The 1665-nt window shown below is 50.7% G+C and carries 2 protein-coding genes; both read left to right on the plus strand.

Annotated elements, in window-relative coordinates; all coding sequences use genetic code 11:
• On the plus strand, positions 1-1290 hold a 1290-nt coding region (gene rsxC, locus HW443_RS11055), incomplete at its 5' end, for an electron transport complex subunit RsxC (protein WP_176238206.1).
• On the plus strand, positions 1287-1665 hold a 379-nt coding region (locus HW443_RS11060; protein WP_176238207.1), incomplete at its 3' end, for an RnfABCDGE type electron transport complex subunit D. The genes rsxC and HW443_RS11060, both read left to right, overlap by 4 nt.

Below are 1665 nucleotides of genomic sequence, written 5' to 3' on the forward strand. Positions count from 1 at the left end.
TTTCGAGGCGGGGTACACCCTCCTCACTCCAAAATAACGGTCTCCGAAAAGATACAAATCGCAAAATTGCCCCAGCGTGCAGTTATCCCTCTACGGCAGCACATTGGCGCCACCTGTGAACCGTTGGTCGAAGAGGGGGATCACGTAAAGGCCGGGCAGAAGATAGGCGACTCCACTTCTTTCGTGTCTGTACCAATCCATGCCAGTATCTCTGGAACTGTGGTAGGAATCTCAACCCAGCTCTCGCCAACCGGCGATGAGGTGCAGAGCATCATTATCGAGTCTGATGGAAAAGATGAATGGGTTGGAACAAAAGGGATTGACCCAGAAAAATCGCCAAAGGAACAGATCCTTAAAACAATACGGGAATGCGGAGTGGCTGGTTTTGGGGGTGCCGCATTTCCGACTCACGTCAAACTAAGCCCTCCCAAGGAGAAGAAAATAGATGTTGTAATCATCAACGGAGAAGAGTGTGAACCCTACATAACGGCAGATCACCGCTTGATGCTCGAAGAGGGGGAAAAGATCCTTAAGGGGGCGAGGATCGTGGCAGGATTACTCGGGGTTGAGAGAATTATCCTGGCCATCGAGAACAACAAAAAGGATGCCCTAGATTATCTCCGGAGCCTGAGTAACGGTAGTATCGATGTGGTCTCCCTCAAGACGAAATATCCGCAGGGTGACGAAAGGCACCTGATCAAGGCTGTTTTGAATCGAGAGGTTCCTCGGGGAGGTCTCCCCTTTGATGTGGGAGTGGTAGTCCACAACATAGGAACGGCGAAGGCGATATACGATGCGGTGTACCAGGGGATCCCTCTTGTCGAGCGCGTGGTTACGGTTACCGGGGACGTACACGTACCTAAAAACCTGCTCGCCAGAATCGGCACACCTTTCTCTCATCTCATAGAAGAATGTGGGGGATTCAAGGGTGAGGCGAAGAAGATAATAAGCGGAGGGCCGATGATGGGGATAGCCCAATACAAAGACGTTCCAGTGGTGAAGGGCACCAGTTGCGTCCTTGTTCTCAACGAGCAGAGAGTGAAGATAGCGGAGGAAAAGGCCTGTATTAGATGTGGGAAATGCATCGAGGCATGTCCGATGGGTCTGATGCCTACCGTACTGGCAGCACTGGTGCGGAAGAAAAGCTTTGATACAGCTCTTGAATATAGCATTATGTCCTGTGATGATTGCGGCTGCTGCGCCTATGTCTGTCCATCGAATATCCCTCTGGTTCAACTCCTCAGATACGGTAAGGTCTGTTCGAGATCTTTAGGGAAGGAGAGCAGATGAAGCCCGAGCAAAATCTGATTGTATCCCCTTCGCCGCATGTAAAGAGAATAACTTCGGTGGAGGAGATCATGTATATGGTAGTGATTGCCCTCATTCCGGCAACGGCGGTTGGAGTTTACTTTTTCGGGCTCCTGGTTTTACTGGTCATTACTGCATCCATTTCGTCCGCCCTACTTACAGAGTATCTCGCCCTCAAGATCATGGGCAGAAAATTTACAATGGATGGTAGTGCTATTCTGACGGGACTGCTGCTGGCCCTTTCCCTACCTCCAACCGTTCCAATATGGATGCCGGTTGTGGGTGCAGCCTTCGGCATCGCCATAGGAAAATGTGTATTTGGGGGACTCGGGCATAACATTTTTAATCCGGCACTGG

This window comes from Candidatus Hakubella thermalkaliphila, from assembly GCF_013281975.1.
Classification (GTDB): domain Bacteria; phylum Actinomycetota; class Humimicrobiia; order Hakubellales; family Hakubellaceae; genus Hakubella; species Hakubella thermalkaliphila.